This window comes from Glutamicibacter uratoxydans (assembly GCF_006539925.1).
GTDB lineage: Bacteria > Actinomycetota > Actinomycetes > Actinomycetales > Micrococcaceae > Glutamicibacter > Glutamicibacter uratoxydans.
In genome coordinates this window covers 46498-66981 of sequence record NZ_BJNY01000007.1, presented here as the reverse complement: position 1 = coordinate 66981, position 20484 = coordinate 46498, and the positions used below count along the sequence as shown (strand labels likewise).

General features: G+C 62.7%; 23 protein-coding genes. 18 read left to right on the top strand and 5 right to left on the bottom strand.

Annotation, left to right across the window (positions count from 1 at the left end; all coding sequences use genetic code 11):
• Positions 1-132 precede the first annotated feature (132 nt).
• The 4 genes from AUR04nite_RS06995 to AUR04nite_RS17865 all read left to right on the top strand — a co-directional run bounded on the left by AUR04nite_RS06995 (position 133) and on the right by AUR04nite_RS17865 (position 3112).
• Positions 133-1503: a TrkH family potassium uptake protein gene (locus AUR04nite_RS06995; RefSeq protein WP_141363360.1), complete on the top strand. Its 1371-nt coding sequence runs from the start codon at positions 133-135 to the stop codon at positions 1501-1503.
• Positions 1496-2194: a potassium channel family protein gene (locus tag AUR04nite_RS06990; protein WP_218024645.1), complete on the top strand. Its 699-nt coding sequence runs from the start codon at positions 1496-1498 to the stop codon at positions 2192-2194. Before AUR04nite_RS06995 ends, AUR04nite_RS06990 begins: the two co-directional genes overlap by 8 nt.
• 195 nt (positions 2195-2389) lie before the next feature.
• Entirely contained in the window at positions 2390-2755 is a 366-nt protein-coding gene (locus tag AUR04nite_RS06985; protein WP_141363357.1) for a hypothetical protein, read from the top strand.
• Between the two features lie 168 nt (positions 2756-2923).
• Entirely contained in the window at positions 2924-3112 is a 189-nt protein-coding gene (locus AUR04nite_RS17865) for a hypothetical protein (RefSeq protein WP_218024644.1), read from the top strand.
• 47 nt (positions 3113-3159) lie between these two features.
• Here the strand turns inward: AUR04nite_RS17865 and AUR04nite_RS06980 are convergent, their stop codons facing one another.
• Positions 3160-3378: a LapA family protein gene (locus AUR04nite_RS06980; RefSeq protein ID WP_141363355.1), complete on the bottom strand. Its 219-nt coding sequence runs from the start codon at positions 3376-3378 to the stop codon at positions 3160-3162.
• Entirely contained in the window at positions 3375-4028 is a 654-nt protein-coding gene (locus AUR04nite_RS06975; RefSeq protein WP_141363353.1) for a TetR/AcrR family transcriptional regulator, read from the bottom strand. The genes AUR04nite_RS06980 and AUR04nite_RS06975 overlap by 4 nt, the downstream gene beginning before the upstream one ends.
• A 108-nt stretch (positions 4029-4136) precedes the next feature.
• Between AUR04nite_RS06975 and AUR04nite_RS06970 the strand changes: the two genes are divergently transcribed.
• From AUR04nite_RS06970 to AUR04nite_RS06950, 5 genes are all read left to right on the top strand, one after another.
• Complete coding sequence (locus AUR04nite_RS06970; protein WP_141363351.1) at positions 4137-5558, top strand: flavin monoamine oxidase family protein; 1422 nt, start codon at positions 4137-4139, stop codon at positions 5556-5558.
• Between the two features lie 3 nt (positions 5559-5561).
• On the top strand, positions 5562-6434 hold the full coding sequence (locus AUR04nite_RS06965) for a universal stress protein (protein ID WP_141363349.1): 873 nt from the start codon (positions 5562-5564) through the stop codon (positions 6432-6434).
• A gap of 148 nt (positions 6435-6582) precedes the next feature.
• Positions 6583-8124 carry an APC family permease gene (locus AUR04nite_RS06960; RefSeq protein WP_141363347.1) on the top strand — a complete coding sequence of 514 codons (1542 nt, stop codon included), beginning with the start codon at positions 6583-6585 and terminating at the stop codon, positions 8122-8124.
• Between the two features lie 72 nt (positions 8125-8196).
• The gene (locus tag AUR04nite_RS06955; RefSeq protein WP_141363345.1) at positions 8197-8604 is read left to right on the top strand and encodes an arsenate-mycothiol transferase ArsC; all 408 of its coding nucleotides are present in this window, start codon (positions 8197-8199) and stop codon (positions 8602-8604) included.
• 2 nt (positions 8605-8606) lie between these two features.
• Entirely contained in the window at positions 8607-9827 is a 1221-nt protein-coding gene (locus AUR04nite_RS06950; RefSeq protein ID WP_141363343.1) for an MFS transporter, read from the top strand.
• 185 nt (positions 9828-10012) lie between these two features.
• Here the strand turns inward: AUR04nite_RS06950 and AUR04nite_RS06945 are convergent, their stop codons facing one another.
• On the bottom strand, positions 10013-10501 hold the full coding sequence (locus AUR04nite_RS06945) for an Lrp/AsnC family transcriptional regulator (RefSeq protein WP_141363341.1): 489 nt from the start codon (positions 10499-10501) through the stop codon (positions 10013-10015).
• 225 nt (positions 10502-10726) lie between these two features.
• On the opposite strand from AUR04nite_RS06945, the gene AUR04nite_RS06940 reads away from it, so the two are divergent.
• Positions 10727-10936, top strand: coding sequence for a helix-turn-helix domain-containing protein (locus tag AUR04nite_RS06940; protein ID WP_141363339.1), 210 nt, complete (start codon positions 10727-10729; stop codon positions 10934-10936).
• A 60-nt stretch (positions 10937-10996) separates the two neighbouring features.
• Here the strand turns inward: AUR04nite_RS06940 and AUR04nite_RS06935 are convergent, their stop codons facing one another.
• A complete protein-coding gene (locus AUR04nite_RS06935; RefSeq protein ID WP_141363337.1) occupies positions 10997-11797 on the bottom strand; it encodes a MerR family transcriptional regulator in 801 nt (266 codons plus the stop codon).
• Positions 11798-12289: 492 nt separating this feature from the next.
• Here AUR04nite_RS06935 and AUR04nite_RS06930 point away from each other — a divergent pair, with 492 nt between their 5' ends.
• From AUR04nite_RS06930 to AUR04nite_RS06895, 8 genes are all read left to right on the top strand, one after another.
• Positions 12290-13081, top strand: a complete 792-nt coding sequence (locus AUR04nite_RS06930; protein ID WP_141363335.1) for a hypothetical protein — start codon at positions 12290-12292, stop codon at positions 13079-13081.
• A gap of 69 nt (positions 13082-13150) precedes the next feature.
• A complete protein-coding gene (locus AUR04nite_RS06925; protein ID WP_141363333.1) occupies positions 13151-13504 on the top strand; it encodes a cupin domain-containing protein in 354 nt (117 codons plus the stop codon).
• 86 nt (positions 13505-13590) lie between these two features.
• A complete protein-coding gene (locus AUR04nite_RS06920) occupies positions 13591-14247 on the top strand; it encodes a peptidyl-tRNA hydrolase (RefSeq protein ID WP_141363331.1) in 657 nt (218 codons plus the stop codon).
• 89 nt (positions 14248-14336) lie between these two features.
• On the top strand, positions 14337-15311 hold the full coding sequence (gene hutG / locus AUR04nite_RS06915) for a formimidoylglutamase (protein WP_141363329.1): 975 nt from the start codon (positions 14337-14339) through the stop codon (positions 15309-15311).
• Between the two features lie 142 nt (positions 15312-15453).
• Positions 15454-16335, top strand: a complete 882-nt coding sequence (locus tag AUR04nite_RS06910) for a metal ABC transporter substrate-binding protein (RefSeq protein ID WP_281285112.1) — start codon at positions 15454-15456, stop codon at positions 16333-16335.
• A complete protein-coding gene (locus AUR04nite_RS06905; protein ID WP_141363327.1) occupies positions 16332-17096 on the top strand; it encodes a metal ABC transporter ATP-binding protein in 765 nt (254 codons plus the stop codon). Before AUR04nite_RS06910 ends, AUR04nite_RS06905 begins: the two co-directional genes overlap by 4 nt.
• A gap of 41 nt (positions 17097-17137) precedes the next feature.
• On the top strand, positions 17138-17968 hold the full coding sequence (locus AUR04nite_RS06900) for a metal ABC transporter permease (RefSeq protein WP_407646673.1): 831 nt from the start codon (positions 17138-17140) through the stop codon (positions 17966-17968).
• A gap of 245 nt (positions 17969-18213) precedes the next feature.
• Entirely contained in the window at positions 18214-19062 is an 849-nt protein-coding gene (locus AUR04nite_RS06895) for an SGNH/GDSL hydrolase family protein (protein ID WP_141363323.1), read from the top strand.
• Between the two features lie 81 nt (positions 19063-19143).
• Here the strand turns inward: AUR04nite_RS06895 and AUR04nite_RS06890 are convergent, their stop codons facing one another.
• On the bottom strand, positions 19144-20478 hold the full coding sequence (locus tag AUR04nite_RS06890; protein WP_141363321.1) for an MFS transporter: 1335 nt from the start codon (positions 20476-20478) through the stop codon (positions 19144-19146).
• Between the last annotated feature and the right edge of the window lie 6 nt (positions 20479-20484).

The window sequence follows — 20484 nt, the reverse complement described above, 5'->3', positions numbered from 1 at the left end:
TCCTGCGGCCAACACAGCGGTTCATGTGATGCGAATTACTATTGGCAGCGGGTCAAACTAGGAGTACTGTTTTCCATTCGTAAGGCTGTTCTACGTGTCGTAGACAGATGGTTTGAGCGATACGAAGACTTCATGAACAAACTCCGCAGGAAACAGAGAATCCATGTTTCCGGCTCGAATGTTGTGGCGCGGCCGGCGCGGACCGTCGCCGTTGGATTTGCGGCAACGATCCTCATCGGCGGGCTGCTTTTAGCTTCTCCGCTTTCTTCCAGCACAGGCCAGTACACCGATCTGATTGACGCAATCTTCACCGCGACCTCAGCGGTCTGCGTGACGGGCCTGGCGGTCTTGGATACCGCAACGCAGTTCAGCATTTTCGGCAAGATCGTCATCATCGTGCTGATCCAGCTCGGCGGCCTGGGCATCATGCTCGTCGCTTCGCTGTTTTCGCTGAGCATCCTGGGCAAGCTGAGCCTGAAGGCCAAGATCACCACCCAGACCGAAGCCAAAGCTGTGGAGGGGCAGGACGTCAAAAACGCTTCGCTGTCCATCGTGAAGGTCACCTTCATCATCGAAGGCGCGATCGCCCTGCTGCTGGCAGGGCGCTTTTTCTTCGGCTACGGCTATGACCCCGGCAAGGCGCTGGCCTATGGGGCCTTCCACGCAATCTCCGCCTTCAACAACGCGGGCTTCGCGCTGTACTCGGACAATCTGGTGGGCTTCGCCGCGGACCCCTGGGTCTGCCTTCCCATTGCGGCGGCCATCATCCTGGGCGGCCTGGGTTTCCCCGTCATCCTGCAGATCCGCCGCTATGCGCGCAACCGGCTGAAATGGTCGATGAACACCAAGCTCGTGCTCGTCGGCACCGCGGTGCTGCTGGCTGTGGGCACGGTGTTCATCACCGGCATGGAATGGAGCAACCCCGACACGCTGGGCCCCATGCCGATCCAGGACAAGGTGCTGGCAGGCTTCTTCCAATCCGTGCAGACCCGCACCGCAGGATTCAACTCCATCGACATCGGCGCCATGCATGGAGCGACCTGGCTTGGCATGGATGTGCTGATGTTCGTCGGCGCGGGCCCCGCAGGCACCGGCGGCGGCATCAAGATCACCACCTTCGCGGTGCTGCTGTTCATTCTCTTTACCGAGCTGCGCGGCGAATCGGCCGTGAACATTTTCGGCAAGCGGCTGTCCCGCTCGGTGCACCGCCAAGCCATCTCGGTGGTGCTCATGGCGGTGGCGGCGGTCTTGAGCGGCACCATGATCTTGCTGGTGGTCACCGACTTCACCCTGGACGAGTGCCTCTTCGAGGCGATCTCCGCCTTCGCCACGGTGGGCCTGTCTACCGGCATCACCCCCGACCTGCCGCCCAGCGGCGAATGGGTGCTGATTGCCTTGATGTATTTGGGACGCGTTGGGGTGCTCTCGCTGGGCTCGGCCCTGGCCCTGCGCGACAAGAAAGCAGTTTTTGAACTACCTAAGGAAAGGCCAGCAATTGGTTAACTTCTCTTCGGGCCGCGGCGCGGCCAAGAAAATCGCGCAGGCCGACTCCGTCGCGGTGATCGGCCTGGGCCGCTTCGGCGCCTCGCTGGCGCTGGAGCTGATGAAGTCGGGCACCAGCGTGCTTGGCATCGATCTGGATTCGGAGATCGTCCAGGAGCTGAACGGCGAGCTGACCCAGGTGGTCCGCGCCGACGCCACCAAGCGTGAGGCGCTGGAGCAGCTGTCGCTGAACGAATTCGACCGCGTGGTCGTTGCCATCGGAACCCACCTGCAGGCATCCATCCTGACCTGTTCCAAGCTCTTGAGCATGGGTGTTCCCCATGTGTGGGCCAAGGCGCTGGATGACCAGCACGGGCTGATCCTCGAACAGCTGGGCGTGGACCACATCATCTATCCGGAGAAGGACATGGGAAAGCGCGTCGCCCACCTGGTGCGCGGCGCCATGATGGACTACGTGGAAATCGACAGTGGCTTCGCCATGGTGAAGATGAATTCGCCCAAGGTGCTGCACGGGCTGCGCTTGGGGGACAGTAATCTGCGCAAGCACTATGGGGTCACCGTGGCAGCCCGTGCCAATGCTGATGGCAAGTGGCAGAATGCCGACGCGTCGACGGTGCTCAAGCCGGGGGACCGCATCCTGGTGCTCGGCCCGATCGAGGACACCGAGGCCTTCGGGCAGCTGCCTGAATAGGGCCGGTGCGGCGGCGCCGCGGCTATGCTCCAGCTCACCAGAAACCCTAGTTTAGCCCCGGAATCATGCGGATTGCATCACAGGATGATGTGTGGTTCTCGACAAAACAAGGGGGTTTCTACAAGTTGTCAAAATTCCTGCGCTTTACTTGATATCAAGAGGCAAAGAGAATCAGGCAACGAAGGAGCGGCGGTTATGGGAACCATCCCACTGGGCGAAGATATTCTGTTGGCACGACATGGTGCAAACATTGTCAAGCTGCGCCAGAACCGCAAGCAGCAGACCACCATCGCCTACCTGCGCGACGGCGCCACCGATTCGGCCTCGAACGTGATCACGCTGACCGCGTTGACCACCCCCGCCGAAAGCTTCAGCCGCTCCGCCGAAAAGTACCTCAACGACGAAGCAGCGATCAGCCGTTCGGAGGTCCGCTCGCTGGCCAAGATCTCGCTGGGCTTCAGCGCGGTGCTGGGAACCATCTTCGGCGGGCTGCTGCTTGCCCTGTACAAGATCGGCGGCCCGGAGGCGATGAGTTCGCTGGCCAACCTGCCGATGCAGTAACAAACTGAATTTTTTCTGGCGAAGACGGGGCGATAACGCCTCGTCTTCCGTTTTTAAGGCCAGATTATTTTGCTCTGCGAAAATCCGTTTGGACAAGCCCTTGTCAAGTCTCGTATTTCAGTTTTTCGAGGAATAGTATGGCGGCAACCGAACGGATTGGAGCACATCATGCGCTTTGTTATGGAAGTCAATTTCGACACTGAAAATATGCAGCTCAAGCCGCTTGAAGAGCTTCGGAAGATTCTGCGCGACTGGTCCGAGAAGATTACGATGTATCCCATCGTCGCCGGGGCCCAGGAGGACGTCTTTGACTCCGATAACGAAGAAGTCGGAGAGTGGGCCATCGTCGAGGACTAAGCCAAAGGAACCCCGGAACGCTACAGCGTTCCGGGGTTCCTTCGCTCCTAGTCCCTGCGCTTGGAGAAGCGGCCGATGAGGTAGCCGCCGGCAAGTGTGGCGAGCAGGATCAGCCACAGTGGCGCGGTCGTGTGGAAGAGGAAGATCTCCACCCGCACATAGTTCAGGTTCTGCAGGATGAAGACCAAAGCGACCACCACCAGGGCGATGGAAGCCCACTGTTTTCCGGTGATCTTGGAGATGCGGGACTTGGGTTCTTCGCTCATGATCTGCTCCCTGCTGCTAGGAGGCCTGCGACCAGGGCTTCCAGGCCGCGCTGGAAGGAGTCGTCGCTGGTATTTAGTCCCGTGGCGCGCTGGTCGGCGACGGCCTGGGTGAAATTGGGGGTGGCGTCCTTGTGGTCCTTGGTTTCAAAGATGTCATGCGGGGCGGCGGTGTCCATGGCCGAACCGAAGATGAAGGATTCGAGGGCGACGATGCTTGGCACGATCACCCCGTCGTCCATCCCGTAGTCGCGCAGCGCCTCGGCCACCCGCTCGTACATGTCCAGGGTGCGCGGGGAGTCGGAGACCGGCAGCACGGCGATCACCGGGATTAGCGGGATGTGCCGGGCGAAGGTGTCCCGGTAGCTGGTGGCCCACTGGATGAGGGCCGGCTCGATGTCCAGGGTGTCGAAGACCGTGGCGTCGATGTCTGCCATCACCAGTTCCTGGATCCACTGCAGCAGGTCCTGCTTGGAGGAGACATGGTTGTACAGGGCTGAGGCGGCCACGCCCAGGGACTTGGCAAGCCTGCTCATGGTCAGTGCATCGTAGCCGTCGGTGGAGACCAGGTTCAACGCGTGCTCGGTGATCCGTTCCTTATTCAGTACTGCTTTTCGGGGACGTCCAGCGCGCCGATGCGCCTGTTCGCTCATTGTTGACCACCTAGTTGACGTGGAATGCTTCACAAGTTCAAGTTCGTACCCTATGCTATAGGAAAGATAAATGAACGAAATTCATTTTGAGGTTCAGGGAGAGTAGAAATGAAGAATCTGGAACGCGACGTCGTTGTCATCGGTGCCGGCCCATCGGGCCTGACCGCAGCCTACGAGCTGAGCAAGGCAGGAAAGACCGTGGCAGTGCTCGAGGCCCGCGACCGCGTTGGCGGCCGCACCTGGACCGAGCAGATGGACGGCGCCACCATCGAGATCGGCGGTCAGTGGATCAGCCCGGACCAGACCGGCCTGTACTCGCTGATCGAAGAACTGGGCATTGAGACCTTCGAGCGCTACAAGCAGGGCAAGAGCGTCTACCGCACCGAAGCCGGCGAAGCGATCGTCTACGAGGGCGACGACTTCCCTGTAGCAGAGTCCACCGTGGCGGAAATGAACAAGCTGATCGAGCTGATGAACCAGCTGGCAGCCGAAATGAACCCGGACAAGCCATGGGAGCACCCGCGCGCCGCCGAACTGGACACCATTTCCTTCCACCACTTCCTGCGCAACAACTCGGATGACGAGACCGCCTGCAACAACATCGGCCTGTTCATCGCCGGCGGCATGCTCACCAAGCCCGCCCACGCCTTCTCCGCACTGCAGGCAGTGCTCATGGCATCCTCCGCAGGCTCCTTCGACAACCTGGTCGACGAAGACTTCATCCTGGACCGCCGCATGAAGACCTCCATGCAGGGCGTCTCCATCGAGGTGGCCAAGCGCCTGCCGGAAGAGACCCTGTTCCTGAACAACCCGGTGCTGAAGCTGGAATGGAGCGACGAAGGCGTTGTCGCCCACGGCGCGGACGTCACCGTGAAGGCCAAGAAGGTCGTGCTGGCAGTGCCGCCGAACCTGTACAGCCGCATCAGCTACTTCCCGCCGCTGCCTCGCTGGCAGCAGGTCACCCACCAGCACCAGTCCATGGGCCTGGTCATCAAGGTGCACGCAGTCTACGAGACCCCGTTCTGGCGTGAAGAGGGCCTGTCCGGCACCTGCTTCGGCCCGAACCACCTGGTCCAGGAAATCTACGACAACACCTTCGACGGCGAAGAGACCGGCACCCTGGTCGGCTTCATCTCCGATGTTGAGGCAGACAAGGTCTGGTCGCTGGAATCGGACGAAGAGCGCAAGGAAGTTGTGCTCAAGGCCATGGCCGAGTTCCTGGGCGAGAAGACCCTGGATCCAAAGGTCTTCTACCTTTCGGACTTCGGCTCCGAAGAGTGGACCCGCGGCGCCTACGCCACCAGCTACGACCTGGGCGGCCTGCACCGCTTCGGTCCGACCCAGAACGACAACGTCGGCCCGATCTACTTCAGCTCCTCGGACCTGGCAGGCGAAGGCTTCCAGCACGTGGACGGCGCAGTGCGCATGGGCCGCCGCTCGGCAGCCCGCATCCTGGCCGAACTGGACGGCACCAGCTACGACGAGTCCTACGACGGCGTCGCAACCCTCACCGAAAAGGCCAACGCCTAAGCTATGAAACTGCTCGTAGGTTATACCGCCGACGAACGCGGCGCCGAGGCCATTGAATTGGCCAGCGCAGTGGTGGCCGGGACCAAGAACGCATCCTTGCAGATCGCGATCGTGCTTCCGGCCGCCACACCCTTCAGCGCCATCTACCCGGGCGGGGACCATGGATATGAATCCATCCTCTCCGCCCAGGTGGATGCCTGGGCCGCACAGGCGCTGGCGCTGGTTCCTGCAGGGATCAACGCCTCCGTGGTGGCCCGCTCGGTCTCCTCCATCGCCGAGGGGCTGATCGAACTCGGCCAGGAATTTGAAGCCCACGGCATCGTGCTCGGCGGGCGCAAGCGCCACGTCGGCGGCTTCTTCATGCCCGGGAACATTACCAATGCGCTGCTGCATTCATCGCCGCTGGCGGTGTTCATGTCCTCGCCGACCTCGCTGGACTCGCTGCGCAACGCCGGCGGAAAGATCACCCGGCTGACCTGCTTCGTGGGCGACCGCCCCGGAGCGCGCGCGGTGATCGACCTGTCGGCCCGCATCGCCGAGGCCCGCCAGGTCAAGCTGCGCGTGGCCACCCTGGTCGCGCACAAGGACGTGGCAGTCACCGCCGAGGACCTGGATGCCCACGTGAAGAACACGCGCGAGCACCTGGTGCAGGTCATCGAGGAGCTGGGCATCGAAGCGCAGATCGACATCGTCATCGGCGGCACCATCGACGCCGCCTCTTCGCAGCTGTCATGGCAGCCCGGGGACCTGGCGCTGCTGGGCTCCTCGCGCCTGGCGGCGAACCGCCGATTGTTCATCGGCCCCAAAGCCCAGCGCATCTTGGGCAACCTGAATGTGCCGATCGGCGTCATTCCCACCCTGGAAACGACCCGGTAGAAAGAACAGGTCGAAACTCGCACCCTCGCGATTTCTGTAATCCGCGCACACTCCACCCACTGCGCACCCGCCCGCCTGAGCCAGCTCAGCGCGGTGCGGGGCGGCTGCGGCTCAGCGTTGAGCCGCACGATTTCAAAGGCTTCTCACTATGTCACAAGAATTGAGGCAGGATAACCCACCCGAATCAAATGATTCGGGACTGCATGAAAAGGGTCTGTCCAAGGGCACCGTCGGTGTCATGGGCTTGGTTGTCATCGGCATCTCCTGCATCGCCCCGGCGTATACGCTGACCGCGGGCTTGGGCGCCACCGTCGCCGAGGTGGGCACCAGCCTCCCGGCCATCCTGATCGCCGGCTTCATTCCGATGCTGCTCGTAGCCCTGGGCTACCGCGAACTGAACAATGCCATGCCGGACTCCGGCACCTCCTTCACCTGGGCCACCCGCGCCTTCGGCCCGATGATCGGCTGGATGGGCGGCTGGGGACTGATCGCCGCGACGGTGATCGTGCTCTCCAACCTGGCGGCCGTGGCGGTGGACTTCTTCTACATCCTCATCGCCCAGCTCACCGGCCAGGACTGGATCGCGGATCTGACCAAGAACCTGTGGATCAACATCCCCACCACGCTGGTCTTCATCGCCATCGCCGCCTACATTTCCTACCGCGGCATGAACGCCACCAAGGTCTTCCAGTACGTGCTGGTGGGCTTCCAGGTCGGCGTGCTGCTGCTCTTCGCGATCATGGCCTTCACCTCCGATGCGCCGTTCGACCGCACCCCGATCACCTTCGAGATGTTCAACCCTGCGGGCGTCGAATCCTTCACCGCCTTCGCCGCAGGCATCTCGCTGTCGATCTTCGTCTTCTGGGGCTGGGACGTCACCCTGACCATGAACGAAGAAACCACCGACCCGAACAAGGTCCCGGGCCGCGGCGCAACCTGGACCGTGCTGATCATCATCGCCCTGTACCTGGCGGTGGCCACCGGCGTGCTCTACTGGGCAGGCGTGGGAACCACAGGCCTGGGCGCGGGAAACCCAGATAACCAGGAATCCATCTTCGCCGTGCTCTCCGGCCCGGTCATGGGCCCGCTGGCCATCTTGATGTCCCTGGCGATCATGTCCTCCTCCGCGGCCTCGCTGCAGTCCACCATGGTCTCCCCGGCCCGCACCCTGCTGGCCATGGGCTACTACAAGGCGCTGCCGTCGAGCTTCGCGAAGATCTCCCCGCGGTTCATGTCCCCGTCAGTGGCCACCGTGGCCTCCGCCGTGGCGGCCGCTGCCTTCTACGTGATCACCCGGTTGATCTCCGAGAACGCGCTGTGGGACACCATCACCGCGCTGGGCCTGATGATCTGCTTCTACTACGGGCTGACCGCGCTGGCCTGCGTCTGGTACTTCCGCGACGAGCTGTTCGCCAGCGCCCGGAACATCATCTTCAAGTTCCTGGCGCCGCTGGTCGGCGGCATCATCCTGCTGGTGATGTTCTTCGCCACCGCCATCGAGTCGATGAAGCCGAGCTATGGCTCCGGCTCGAACATCGGCGGGGTGGGCATGGTGTTCATCCTCGGCGTGGGCGTGCTGCTGCTCGGCGTCATCGTCATGCTCTACACCCGCGTCAAGCACCCGGCCTTCTTCAAGGGCGAGACCATTAAAACCGGCAAGAACCAGGCACAGAAAAACCTGAGCATCTAGGCTCTTGTGGCCAAAAGTCACGCAGCATCATTGAACCACCCAAAGTGCGCTTTGGGTGGTTCAATTGTGTCTATGACAAAACCATCAGTACTGTTCATTTGCTCCCGCAACGCCGGCAAGTCCCAGATGGCAGCCGCGCTGATGGACCTCGTCTCCGAGGGCAAGGTGCAAAGCTACTCGGCGGGCACCAACCCGGGAGCCGCCATCAATCACGAAGCGGTGACCTCCCTGGCCGAGTGCGGCGCGGACATGGCCGGCGGAACGCCCAAGCCGATCGACGCGCAACTGGCCAAGGACGTGGACCGCGTGGTCATCCTCGGCACCGACGCCAACCCGGTCTTCGGCCCCGAGGTCGCCACCGAACGCTGGGTCACCTATGAGCCCAGCGAAGACGGCGTGACCGGAGCCGAGCGCATGAACATGATCCGCGACGAGATCGCCGGCCGCGTGCGCGGACTCTTCCACGAACTTACGGAGTAGCTATTTCCCTGCAAGAAACCCTACGGGCCGCCACCAAGTGGTGGCTTCCCGGCATATGCCTGATCCTCACCGGCTGGTGCGCCAACCAGTATGTCTCATTGATCAGCTGGTACCAGCAGCACCGCGAACTGAGCGAATTCGAAGCGATGCTCGTGATGGGCAGCTACCTTTTGGGCATGATCCCTGCCCTGGCCTTCGGCGGGCCGCTGGCCGACAAATTCGGCCGCAAGCCCTTCACCCTGGCGGCGCTCGGCTTCTCCATCCTCGGATCCCTGGCCCTGATGACCGGGGTGTTCAACGAGCTGGGCCTGTATGCCGGGCGCATCTTCACCGGCCTGGGCATGGGGCTGGCGATGGTCGCCGTGACCAGCTGGGTCAAGCTGATCAGCCCGGGACCCGCCGGGGCCACCCGGGCGGCGATCTGCACTTCGGCGGGCTTCGCCATTGGACCTGCCATTTCCGGGGCGATCGTCGGCGGCACCCAGAACCCCGAACTTGCCTATGCGGTGCACGCCGCGGCCACCGCCGCCTGGCTGCTGCTGATGCTCACGACTAGGGAAGAACGCGAGAATTTCCTGCTCGGAGTGGTGCCGCTGCCTGCCGCACCAGCGCCGACGCAGATGCACACCAGCGAAGCGAACATGAAAAGGTTCACCCGGATGGTGCTGCCGGCGGCCCCGTGGGTCTTCGGCATGGCAGCCACCGGGTTCGCCGTGGTGCCCGCGCTGAGTTCAGCGCCGGGCCAGTCGACCTTGCTGTACACCACGACGGCCGTGGTGGTCACGATGGGCATGGGCGCCGCGATCCAGCCGTTGATTAAGCGTTTCAACGATGTGGGCCGGATCCGGCTGCTGATGGCGGGCCTCGCGGTGTCACTGCTGGCACTGCTGGTGATGATCGCCGTATCGCTGACCGGCTCGCTGGTGCTGGGCGCCGCGGCTTTCGTGCTGTCGGGATCGGCCAACGGCATCCTGCTGGTCGCGGGTCTGAGCCAGGTCCTGGACCTTGCCGGGCCCGCAGACATCGGCAAGCTGACCGGCAGGTTCTACATGTGCTGCTTCATCGGGTTTACATTCCCGACCTTCTTCGCCCTGTGGCGCATGGCAGCGGACCCGGTGTGGTTCATCGCCCTGCTGGCCGCGCTGTGCTGTCTGTCTATGATCCAGGTGTTCCGTGCCCGCAAGTATCTTCCGGGCAAGAGCAGGGACGCGGTCAACGCGTAGCTGTGGGTTAAAAGAATTCTGGCTCCGTTGCCGTGCGCAACGGAGCCAGAATTACATCATCATCACTCGCACCTTGAAGAAGGTAGTTACTACTCTAGGCAGCCTTGCTATGTGCGAGCTTGGCCGCAGCCCCATAGCGGCCCAGAGAATTGTGGACGGGAGCTGGTACAGGCAGCTGCCGATTCCTAGTGCTTGTCTCCGCTGAGCTTCTTGAGCAGCTCGGTGGTGCGGTAGGGAATGACATCGCGCAGGATCATCGAGGTCGAGGTGCGGGTAATGCCCGGGCAGAGGCGGATCTCTTCGCTGACGCGGTACAGGTCATCGGGATCGGTGGCCGAGACGCGCAGCAGCAGGTCGGTGTCGCCTGCCGGCGCAACGCATTCGAGGACCTCGGGAATCTGGCGCAGGCCGGCGATGGCCTCGTTGAGGCGGGCCTGGTCCAGCTCTGCGCTGACGAATGCGCTCACGCCGCGGCCCATGGCAGCGGGAAGGATCCGTGCGGTGTTCGGGCGCAGCGCACCGGAATTCGCCAGTCGCTCAAGCCGGGTCTGCACGGTGCCGCGGGCCAGGCCCAGCTGCTGGGCCAGCATCATGATCGGCACACGCGGGTCCGCATCAAGAGCCAAGAGGATACGTCGATCGGTTTCGTCGAGCTGATACGTATCCGAAGTCATGTGTGTAGTCTCCTGTGACGGCGTGTGCAAGAAGAGCGCAAGCTCTAGTACTAGATTTTAGTCAAAATGATCAGTGGACCCCAACTGTATTGCACGGACTGACCGGTTTTGTTGCAATCTCACATGCTGAAAGGAAAAGGGATGGCGCACGGCGGGCTGGGGCGAGTTATCCACAAATCGTTTCCAAGTTCAGCAAACGGCAACTAACGACAGTAATCTGAGTTCATGAGGTTTCTACGGTTGGAAGACGTCGCAGAAGAGCTGAATGTGAAGCTCCCGCAGGTCCGCGCCCTGGTCAAAAGCGGAGAGCTCAAGGCAATTCAGATCGGCGGCCGCGGCATGTGGCGCGTCGAGCGCGAAGCGCTGGAAGAGTACATCCAACAGCGCTACGCCCAAGCCCGTGAAGACCTGGCCCAAGGATCCGACCTTGACTAAAGGCGGCAGCGCCCCACGGATCCCGGAACAAAGATGGAAATGCCGCAGGGCGGACTGCATCTAGTTCTCCTTGGCCTCCGGCAGGTTTTCCATGAAAATCTGCAGCGCATCGCGGACCAGGGGCGCATGACCCTGGTAGTTCTTGGCGAACCGCTCATCGGCAACATACATTTCTGCCAGGCCAAGGACATACATTTTCAGCTGCAGCGGATCACCGGTTGCGGCAGGGGTTCCGGGGACGCTGCCTAGCCACCGGACATGCCTGGCGGCAAGTTCTTGGGCTGCCTCGCTGTCTGGTGCCGCACCGCTTTCGCCCACCGCGGCCCAGTCTTCGTTGAGCTCTTTGACCAGGGCCATGAAGTCTGAACGTTCTTCGGCAGACTTGGAGCGCCACCAGTCGTTCGATTTCTTGTAGGCGTCGGCACCCCAGCGGGCGGTGACTTCGTCCTTGTACTGTTCGTTGAAGCCTTCAAAGGCTGCGTCCAAGTTCATTGCTTCTCCTGTTGATAGTGAGTTGATGGTGTGGTGCAGGGCGCTGATCTGCCGATCGAGGTTCTCGCGCTGCCGCAGCAGGTCTTCGACGTGTGTGCGCAGCGCCAGTTCTTGGTCCTGTTTGGAGTCGAGAACGTCACCGATGGTTTCCAAGCCCAGTCCGAGCTGGCGCAGCAGCAGGATCCGCTGCAGCCTGACCAGTTCTGCTTGGGTGTAGAACCTGTATCCGTTCGCTGCTGTGTAAGCAGGGGCCAAAAGCCCGATGTGGTCGTAGTGCCGCAAGGTGCGGCTGGTGACTCCGGCGGCCTTGGCGACTTCGGCGATGCTGAAGGCGCTGGAGTCTTGGTTGGCTGCGGAGATGTTGTTCATGGGTTTCACGCTAACGGTTGACGCAACGTCAAGGTCAACAGCGTCCAGTCAGTGTTCTGAATCACTTTTGGCAGTGTGTCGTGCAGAATGGCCGGTTGTGACGGAATGTTTCGGAGCATATTGATCAGACTGATCAATTAGAAATGAGGTCATTGCACACTATGACTAATCTGGTGTTTACTGAAATCAGTTGAAGCAGCAAAGGCTACCGCCGAAGCGGCTTTCACCGGCAGGCAGCTTGACCAAAGTTATCTCGCATCCTGTTTGAGGGCATCGACCATCCGTATCGAGGCTGAGGTGAGAATCGGACGGCCCGTATGCATTCCACAGGGTATGGAATGGATACGGGCCGTTCGCTGCGTTAACCGCCATGAGGATGAAACGCCGACCTTGGGCTACCGCGGTCCACGCGCCAGCTCTGACAGAATGAGCGCGGAGGAACACAAAGGAGCAACTTTGAGATCAACTGCGCGCGTGTGGCAAAACTGGTGGATGCAAATTGTTGCGGGCCTGCTGATGACGGCAGTGGTCGTCCTGCCGTGGCTGTGGATCGGCAAGAATGACAGCGCCATCTTCCCCCATGCATCAAATGACATGCTGGGTCTGCTGGTGGTCTTCTCTGTTCTCACGCTGTTCAGCGCCTACTTTGTCCGGCGCAATGCTCGTGGTGCGGTGAAATTCGCAGTCCTCACGGATGTCGGCGTGGCGCTGGGACTCATCGGCTTTGTGCTCCAAGGCCTGTATGCATTCAATCCGAAAATTTTTGCTGGGAAGATCTCCGATGCTTCGGTGCACCAGCTGTGGGTCGTCGGCAGCGCATTCGTCCTCTGCCAGATCTTGTATTTCCTGCTGGTGCGGCTGCCGCTGGGAATCGTCGTGCTGTTGACCGCAGCGCTCACCACGGGAATCAGCCTGTGGCTGACGATTGTCGCCTCGCTGCTCGGCGGTGCAGGGGAGTACGGCGCCTACCTGAACTATGCGGGTCCACTGGTTTTGGGTTTGGCCTTGGGAATCTTGGGGTTCATGAAGGCAGTGCACCTGCTCATGTGGCTGCTGGCGCTGGCGATCCAGTGGGTGATGCCGGCGGTGTTTACGGCGCTTGCGGCGCTGGGGTCGAGCAGCGGCAGAAGCTTCGGCTCTGCGGCTGCTGGCTTCGCCAACGACGTCGCGGCGAATATGGATTCCAGCGGGTGGCAGATTCCAACCCTGGTTACCTTGGCCGCGGCAATGCTCACCAGCGTTGTCCTGCTGATTGCGCGCAAGGTTCGCAAGCACGGGCACTGAAACGCCCACAGAGTGCAGCGTGGCATGATGAAAGATGGACATGAAGCGGACCATTGAAGGGGAGTTGAAATGGAAGCAAAGAATTCCGGACCTGGTGCAGATTCGCAGCTGATTGCCATCGGCCTGCTGGACTACAGCGAAAGAAATCCGATCAAGCCGGGCAAATACTCGGCCAAGCGCATCTTCTCCGGCGAACGGGCGCAGATCACTGAGATTGCTTTCGATGCCGGGGTAGAGCTTGCAGACCACATGGCGCGTACGCCGATTCTTGTCACCGTGGTTGACGGCGAAGTTGAATTCCGCGTCGACGGCGAAACCCACCTGATGACCATTGGCGGGTCGATTTTCGTTGAAGCCAACGTGATGCATGCGGTCTATGCGGCCAAGCGGGCGCGCATCACCGTCACCTTCCTCAGCGCATAATCTCGATGGATGCCGCAGGCGGGCTCCGTACGGAGCCCGCCTGCAGGGTTTAAGAGCCGTCCGCGGTGCTGAATAGAATTGGGATCATGAGTGAGCTTCGTGAACGCGACCCCAATGAATTGGTGCAGCCGATTATTCTGCGTATCGACAAGGAAGATCCGTCCACCGAAGACGAGGGGCTTAGCGCCGTGGCGCGGGCGGCGGTCATTGCCTACCTGAAGGATCCGCACAACCCCGACTGGCAGCTCTGGGCCGACCAGGCCTTCGCCAAGTCGGTGCGCCGGGCAAATCCGAAAATGTTCGCCAAGGTGCTTGAACTGTTCCCCGAAGCCATGGTCAGCGAAGTGGGCAAGGCGCAGGCGGTCGGGCTTCCCCCGCTGCCGGCAAACGACCTGCCCAAGCTGATCGCCAAGCTTCAAGTCTCGGGAACCCAGCTGCCCAAGAGCGATGAGATTCTGGGCTCTGCGCTCACTATTGTGCTGAATGATTCGCTGGAAATGTCCACTGGCAAGGCGGCTGCCCAGAGCGCGCATGCGCTCTTCGCCTGGCTGACTCAGGCCGACCCGGTGCGCATCGAGGGCTGGCTCGCGGCCAAGGCTCCGGTGGGGATCAGGCATCTGGGCACGGGAGAGTTCATGCAGCTTTCCGAGCATGCCGCTGGACCGGTGATCCAAGATGCCGGGCGCACCGAAATCGAGCCGGGGTCGATCACCGCGTTCGTTTTCGACACGCAGGCCGGCTAGGTGGCCGAACCTGGCCAATTGTCTGTAATCGCAGACTTGCAATGTGAAAAGCGCTGGCAAGGCGCCAAGTGATCTGGTGTTCTGGAAGCATGGGTGAATCTTCTGGAAAAACAAACGTCATGGTCGACCGCAATGCCCCGCTGTGGGATGGACGGGTCGACGGCACCGAGGCGGCGCATCTGCGCTGGCACCAGCACATCGAGCTGGGAGCCAACGGCCCGCTAGATGGCAGCGTAGCGCTGCTGGGCTTTGCCTCGGATGCCGGCGTGGCACGCAACAAGGGGCGGATCGGGGCCGCCGAAGGGCCGCTGGCGCTGCGCAAGGCCTTGGCGCCGATGGCAATTCATGAACAGCGCAAGCTCGTAGACCTGGGCGACATTGTTGTGGTCGGCGACGAGCTGGAGCAGGGCCAGGCCCGGCTGGCGATGGCGGTGGAAGCTGCGCTGTCCGGCGGCAGCCTGCCGATTATCCTGGGCGGTGGACATGAGACTGCCTATGGAACCGGCAGCGGCATCTACCATTTCTACGACCAGGATCCCGAGATCAAGGTCGGCATCCTGAATCTCGACGCGCACTTCGACCTGCGTCAGGAGGACCGCCGCAGCAGCGGCACTCCGTTCTTGAACCTCGCGGAGAACCTGCAGAACTCCGGCCGCGGCTTCTACTATGCGGTGCTGGGCATCAGCGAGCCGAACAACACCAAGGTGCTGTTCAACGCCGCTGACTCGCTGGGTGTGAAGTACCTGCTGGACGAGGACTGCGATGAGCAGCGTGCCCAGAAGTTCGTCGCCGACTTCCTAGAGAGCATCGACGTGCTCTACCTGACCATCGACCTTGATGTCCTGCCTGCCAGCGTGGCCCCGGGCGTCAGCGCCCCGGCAGGACTTGGCGTGCCGATGCAGATCATCACGCAGGTCTGCCGGCAGGTGGCCGCCAGCGGCAAGCTCAAGGTGGCCGACATTGTTGAACTGAACCCGAAATACGACGTGGATTCGCGCACCGCACGCAGCGCAGCCCGGCTGATCTACACGCTGGCCACCACGGGTTCGACTATCACGAATTGAAAGTTTGACCCCACAAACATTATCCTGTGAGAAGACGAAACACTTCGTCTTCTTGCAGGATTTTGTTTTAAGGGCAGTCACGGTGGACATAAGAGTAAGAACAAGACGGCGCAGCGCCATGGCAGCGGCGGCATCGATAGCGATGCTGCTCGCCGGCTGCAGCACGGCGCAGCCCCAGGCGGAAACACAGCCGGCAGATCAGCGGCCGGTGGTGCTCACCACCTTCACCGTGCTGGCAGACATCGCCTCCAATGTGGCAGGCGGCCACCTGCGCGTGGAATCGCTGACCAAGCTGGGCGCCGAAATCCACGGCTACGAGCCCACGCCAGATGACCTGCGCCGGGCGGCCCAGGCCGATTTGATTATCGACAACGGGCTGAACCTGGAAGCCTGGTTCGCCCAGTTCACCGCCGAAAGCGCGGCGCCGCATGTGAGCGTCAGTGGCGGGGTGGACGTCATTGACATCGTCGAGGGCGAAGGGGCGGGCAAGCCCAACCCGCACGCCTGGATGAGCCCGCTGAACGTCAAGGACTATGCCGCGCGCATGGCAGATGCCTTCAGCGAACTCGATCCGGCCCATGCCCAGGACTACCGCAGCAATGCCAAAAACTACCAGGGACAGTTGCAGCAGGTCCACGACCAGCTCGAAGCCAGGCTGCAGCAGATTCCGGCGGCACAGCGGGTGCTGGTCAGCTGCGAAGGGGCCTTCAGCTACCTGGCCCGGGACGCGGGCCTGAAGGAAAAATACCTGTGGGCGGTCAACGCCGAATCCCAGGCCACCCCGCGCAGGGTGGCCTCCGCCATCGACTATGTGCGCGAAAACCAGGTGCCAGCGGTGTTCTGCGAATCCACCGTCTCCGATGCCGCCATGCAGCGTGTGGTGGAATCCACTGGCGCCACATACGGCGGCACCCTCTATGTCGATTCGCTCTCTGCCCCCGACGGGCCGGTGCCCACCTACCTGGACCTGATCAAGACCGATACCCGGCTGATCGCCGACGCACTGACAGGAGCTGCGCGATGAACACGGCAGAAAAAACTGTAGCCGCAGTTCCGGCCATTGACGTGCAGGGCGTGAGCGTGCACTACGGCAGCGTCAGCGCCCTGGAAGATGCCACGGTGCAGCTGGGCCGCGGCAGGATCTGCGGCCTGGTGGGCATGAACGGCTCGGGCAAGTCCACGCTGTTCAAGACCATCATGGGCCAGCTCAAGCCCGATGCCGGGCAGGTGCTGGTCGACGGGCGCAGCCCGGGGCAGGCCCGCAAAGACAAGCTGATCGGCTATGTGCCGCAGAACGAGTCGGTGGACTGGGACTTCCCGATTTCGGTGCGCGAGGTGGTGATGACCGGCCGCTACGGCCACATGGGATTCACCCGCCGGGTGCGCGAGGCTGACAAGCAGGCGGTTCAGCAGGCGCTGGAACGCGTGGAGCTCACCGGCTTTGCCGACCGGCAGATCGGACAGCTCTCCGGCGGGCAGAAGAAGCGCGCCTTCGTGGCCCGCGCCATCGCCCAGGAAGCATCCATCATGCTGCTCGACGAGCCCTTTGCAGGGGTGGACAAGCGCAGCGAGGGAACCATCACCAGGCTGCTGCGCGAGGTGGCAGATGCCGGCGGCAGCGTGCTGGTCTCCACCCACGACCTGCACGCGCTGCCCGAGCTCGCCGACGAGGCGGTCCTGTTGATGCGCCGGGTGCTGATGCAGGGCTCGCCGGAAGAAATCCTGAAACCCGAAAACCTTGCACTGGCCTTCGGGCTGGACCCGATGAACCGAGGCGCACTGTGAACCTGTTTGAACTGCTGGCCGAGCCGCTGAGCTACACCTTCATGGTCCGCGCGCTCGCCGTGACGATCATCGCCGCGGTGCTCTGCGCGCTGCTGTCCTGCTGGCTGGTGCTCATCGGCTGGTCGCTGATGGGGGATGCGGTCTCCCACGCGGTGCTGCCCGGGGTAGTGATCGCCTACATCCTCGGCGCCCCCTTCGCCCTGGGAGCGCTGGTCTTCGGCTTCCTCGCGGTGGCGCTGATCGGCGGGGTGCGCGACACCTCCAGGCTGAAGGAGGACGCGGCCATCGGCATCGTGTTCACCACGCTGTTCTCCTTCGGGCTGGTGCTGATCTCCATCACCCCCAGCCAGGTGGATCTGAACCACATCATCTTCGGCAACCTGCTCGGGGTCTCCGCCGCGGATCTGTGGCAGGTGCTGGCGCTGGGCGCTGTCACCTTCACCATCCTGATGCTCAAGCGCAAGGACTTCACGCTCTACGCCTTCGACCCGACCCATGCCCACGCGCTGGGCATGAACCCGCGGCTGCTCGGCGCACTGCTGCTGGGCCTGCTGGCCATGACCTCCGTGGTGGCGCTGCAGGCGGTGGGCGTGATCCTGGTGGTGGCGATGCTGATCATCCCCGGCGCCACCGCCTACCTGCTCACCGACAGGTTTTCCAAGATGCTGCTGATCGCCCCGGTGCTGGCGGCCCTGGGCGGCGTGGTGGGCGTGTACGCCAGCTACTACCTGGATGCCTCCACCGGCGGCATGGTGGTGCTGGCCCAAGGCATCATCTTCGCGTTCGTGTACTTCTTCAGCCCGCGCCACGGGCTGGTCGCCGCAAGGCTGGCGGCCAGGAACCGGCGCCGGGAAGCGGCCGCCGCGAACTAGGCCTCCGCGGACCCTGTCACCGGCGGCTGATTGGGCGTAGGATGTGTGGCACGTGTGGGCCGGCTGGGAGGAGGCCCGCGTTTGTCGCACCCATTGGCGCAGCATGGCAGGCCGGTGGGCGGCTCGAAGGCTGAGCACAGCGGCCGCATCCCTGGATCGGGACGGCGGGCCGCCACAGAACCGGGGCCGTCGGGCCCCACGAGGCGCACTGCGCCTTGAACAGCAACGGGAATTGGGGATTTCCAATGGCTGGCAGGAACAAACCACGAACATTCGCACTCTTCACGGCGGCCTGCGCCGCGGCGGCCCTGGCCGTCGCCGGCTGGGCACCGGCCGCGCAAGCAGATGCCTCCACCATCAACTACGTCAACCTGGGCGACTCCTACTCCGCGGGCTTCGGCTCCGGCTCGGTGATGCCAGGGCCGGTGCCGGGATGCTTCCAAGGCAGCGGGGCTACGCATGTCACGGCGATCGACGCCTTGGACGGCGTGGTGCTCACCGCCAACGGGGCCTGTGCGGGAGCGAGCACCCAGCAGGTGGCCCTCATGGCTTCGGCCCTGTCAGGGCAGCTGGCCCACGCTGACCTTGTCACCCTGAGCCTGGGCGGCAACGACCTCGACTTCGCCGGAACCATCGCCGCCTGCAGCACCCTGGGCACCGCCGCAGCCTGCGACCACGCGACCGCCGCAGGATGGGCGGCGCTGCCAGAAGTCCAGGCGAGGGTCCACGCGGTCCTTGCGCAGATTGACGCACAGACCCCCGGCACGATCCTGGTGCTGGGCTACCCTCGGCTGCTGGCCACCTCCAACGGGGACCAGCCGTTGATGACTGCAGCCAACGCGCGCACGCTGAACAAGCTGACCGATGCGCTGAACCGCGGCATCAGCAAGGCAACGCATGGAACCAGCGTCACGTTCGTCCCGGTGCTTGGCCCGTTCAATAACCATGGGATCAACGCGGATAACTCCTGGATCTACTTCAACCAGGCAAATCTCGCCGATCCGTTCAATCTGCACCCCACCACCGCCGGGTACCTCAATGGCTACTATCCAGCGGTGCGCAACCACATCCACCTGAACCAGCTGGGATGGTGAGCCGCCGCAGCGTGGAGGAAGCGTGCAAGACAAAAATGCGCCCCCTCCGTTTTGACGGCGGGGGCGCATTTTTGGCGGGAGCTAGTCTTGCAGCTCGATGCCCTTGGATTCCTTGATCTTGTAGACGGTGAAGATGGAAACCAGCAGCAGCACGATGGAGTAGATGGAGAACATCATGGCTCCGCTGCCGCCGAACCACACATCGCAGGCCGCCTGCAGATAGGCCGCGGTGCCTCCGAAGAGCGCCACGCACAGGGCGTAGGGCACTGCAACGCCGACGGTGCGGATCGAGGTGGGGAACAGCTCGGCGTAGACGGCAGGGGAGATCGCCGCATAGCCGGAGATGAACAACAGCATGACCACCATGGAAACCAGCAGCTGCCACCAGGAGTCGCGGACAAAGGCGGCGGCCGGGATCTGCAGCGCCGCGGCTCCGATCAGCGAAATGAGCATCACCGGGCGGCGGCCGATGCGGTCCGAAAGCTTGCCCCAGAAAGGCAGCGCAGCGATGAAGACGAGGTTTGCGATCACGCCGACCCACAGGGCCTGGGTGGGAGGAATGTGCAGCGTCGCGATGGCGTGGGCTGGGGTGGAGACCGACCAGATGTAGTACACCACGGTGATGCCCACGGTCAGGCCGATGACCTGCAGCGCCTTGACCTTGTTGGCCATGAAGTCGCTGAGCAGCGAGGACTTCTGCGCGGTCGCCGCCTTGGCGCTCTTCTGCGCAGCGAAGGTGTTCGACTCCTTGAGCCGTGCCCGCATGATCAGCGTGTAGAGGCCCATGAGCGCTCCGAGGAAGAACGGGATGCGCCAGCCGAAGGCCTGCATCTGCTCGTCGCTGAGGACCGTGGTGAAGATGGCTCCCAGCAGGGTGCCGAAGACAATGCCGGTGGTTCCCGACGCGTAGATCAGCGTCGAGTACAGTCCGCGCTGCTTGGGAGGAGCAATTTCAGCCAGGTAGGTCTGCGCGCTGGGCAGCTCGCCGCCGTGGGCCAGGCCCTGGAGCAGGCGGGCGGCCAGCAGGATGAAGGAAGCCCATGCGCCGATGCTCGCGTAGGAAGGGGTCACCGCGATCAGCAGCGAGCCGAAGGCCGCCAGGCCCACGGCCGCGGTCATGGCGGTTTTGCGGCCGATCTTGTCTCCAATCACGCCGAAGAGCAGGCCGCCCACGGGCCGGGCGACAAAGCCGACGGCGAAGATGCCGAGTGTGGCCAGGAACGCGCTGGCAGGGTTTTCCTTGGAGAAGAGCGACTGGGCGATGTAGGAGGCGAAGGTCGCGTAAATGGCCCAGTCGAACCACTCAACCGCATTTCCGGCGCCGATGCCGACCAGCGATTTGGCAATGGATTTCCCTGGCCGCGCTGGCTGGCCGGAAGCCGCCTGGGAGGAGGAAACCGAATTAATCTGTGACATGTGCTT

What these genes read in the sequence shown, in the direction of transcription:
- AUR04nite_RS06995 (WP_141363360.1), top strand. Translation starts at nt 133, where the DNA reads ATGAACAAACTCCGCAGGAAACAGAGAATCCATGTTTCCGGCTCGAAT.
- AUR04nite_RS06985 (WP_141363357.1), top strand. Translation starts at nt 2,390, where the DNA reads ATGGGAACCATCCCACTGGGCGAAGATATTCTGTTGGCACGACATGGT.
- AUR04nite_RS17865 (WP_218024644.1), top strand. Translation starts at nt 2,924, where the DNA reads ATGCGCTTTGTTATGGAAGTCAATTTCGACACTGAAAATATGCAGCTC.
- AUR04nite_RS06980 (WP_141363355.1), bottom strand. Translation starts at nt 3,378, where the DNA reads ATGAGCGAAGAACCCAAGTCCCGCATCTCCAAGATCACCGGAAAACAG.
- AUR04nite_RS06975 (WP_141363353.1), bottom strand. Translation starts at nt 4,028, where the DNA reads ATGAGCGAACAGGCGCATCGGCGCGCTGGACGTCCCCGAAAAGCAGTA.
- AUR04nite_RS06970 (WP_141363351.1), top strand. Translation starts at nt 4,137, where the DNA reads ATGAAGAATCTGGAACGCGACGTCGTTGTCATCGGTGCCGGCCCATCG.
- AUR04nite_RS06965 (WP_141363349.1), top strand. Translation starts at nt 5,562, where the DNA reads ATGAAACTGCTCGTAGGTTATACCGCCGACGAACGCGGCGCCGAGGCC.
- AUR04nite_RS06960 (WP_141363347.1), top strand. Translation starts at nt 6,583, where the DNA reads ATGTCACAAGAATTGAGGCAGGATAACCCACCCGAATCAAATGATTCG.
- AUR04nite_RS06955 (WP_141363345.1), top strand. Translation starts at nt 8,197, where the DNA reads ATGACAAAACCATCAGTACTGTTCATTTGCTCCCGCAACGCCGGCAAG.
- AUR04nite_RS06945 (WP_141363341.1), bottom strand. Translation starts at nt 10,501, where the DNA reads ATGACTTCGGATACGTATCAGCTCGACGAAACCGATCGACGTATCCTC.
- AUR04nite_RS06940 (WP_141363339.1), top strand. Translation starts at nt 10,727, where the DNA reads ATGAGGTTTCTACGGTTGGAAGACGTCGCAGAAGAGCTGAATGTGAAG.
- AUR04nite_RS06935 (WP_141363337.1), bottom strand. Translation starts at nt 11,797, where the DNA reads ATGAACAACATCTCCGCAGCCAACCAAGACTCCAGCGCCTTCAGCATC.
- AUR04nite_RS06930 (WP_141363335.1), top strand. Translation starts at nt 12,290, where the DNA reads ATGCAAATTGTTGCGGGCCTGCTGATGACGGCAGTGGTCGTCCTGCCG.
- AUR04nite_RS06925 (WP_141363333.1), top strand. Translation starts at nt 13,151, where the DNA reads ATGGAAGCAAAGAATTCCGGACCTGGTGCAGATTCGCAGCTGATTGCC.
- AUR04nite_RS06920 (WP_141363331.1), top strand. Translation starts at nt 13,591, where the DNA reads ATGAGTGAGCTTCGTGAACGCGACCCCAATGAATTGGTGCAGCCGATT.
- hutG (WP_141363329.1), top strand. Translation starts at nt 14,337, where the DNA reads ATGGGTGAATCTTCTGGAAAAACAAACGTCATGGTCGACCGCAATGCC.
- AUR04nite_RS06910 (WP_281285112.1), top strand. Translation starts at nt 15,454, where the DNA reads ATGCTGCTCGCCGGCTGCAGCACGGCGCAGCCCCAGGCGGAAACACAG.
- AUR04nite_RS06905 (WP_141363327.1), top strand. Translation starts at nt 16,332, where the DNA reads ATGAACACGGCAGAAAAAACTGTAGCCGCAGTTCCGGCCATTGACGTG.
- AUR04nite_RS06900 (WP_407646673.1), top strand. Translation starts at nt 17,138, where the DNA reads ATGGTCCGCGCGCTCGCCGTGACGATCATCGCCGCGGTGCTCTGCGCG.
- AUR04nite_RS06895 (WP_141363323.1), top strand. Translation starts at nt 18,214, where the DNA reads ATGGCTGGCAGGAACAAACCACGAACATTCGCACTCTTCACGGCGGCC.
- AUR04nite_RS06890 (WP_141363321.1), bottom strand. Translation starts at nt 20,478, where the DNA reads ATGTCACAGATTAATTCGGTTTCCTCCTCCCAGGCGGCTTCCGGCCAG.